At 69.9% G+C, this 439-nt stretch carries 1 protein-coding gene; it reads right to left on the bottom strand.

The annotated features are described in order from the left end of the window. Positions 1-439 (bottom strand): plasmid transfer protein TraA (traA, locus tag G3I78_RS48575; RefSeq protein WP_164437036.1); only part of this gene is annotated, 439 nt, incomplete at both ends.

The following is a 439-nucleotide window of genomic DNA, read 5'->3' as shown; positions in this document are numbered from 1 at the left end:
CCGCTGGAACGCGGCGTACGTAGCTGCGGCGTTCTTCGCCGCGTCCAGGGCGGCATCCGCCGACTTGCTGAGCTTGCGGGCGACCTTCCAGGCACGGACGCGGGAGCCACCGACGCGGCCTTCGGGGTCGGGGACCTGGGCCAGGGTGGCCTTCATGATCTCGGCGCCCATGGCCAGCTCGAACGCCATCATCGACATTGCCGCGCGGACCGCGTTGCAGTAGTTCCGGACCTGGGCCGGGGACGCGAATTCCGGCTCAGGGAGCAGCGACTGACCGGATCCGCCCTGGGCTCCAGCCCGGCCGCCCTGTGCGGGCACGCCGTTGGTCTGCCTGTTGGCGTTCACGTTGACCGTGAAGCCCATCTGCGGGGAGAAGCCGAAGTTCTTCGTGTTCGCCTTCGACTGGGCCTGCGCGCCGTTTGCCCCAGGCTGCGGGGGA

The organism is Streptomyces sp. SID13726 (genome assembly GCF_010548375.1).
Taxonomy (GTDB): domain Bacteria; phylum Actinomycetota; class Actinomycetes; order Streptomycetales; family Streptomycetaceae; genus Streptomyces.
The sequence above is the reverse complement of the archived record's forward strand: the minus strand, read 5'-3'. Positions and strand labels throughout refer to the sequence as shown.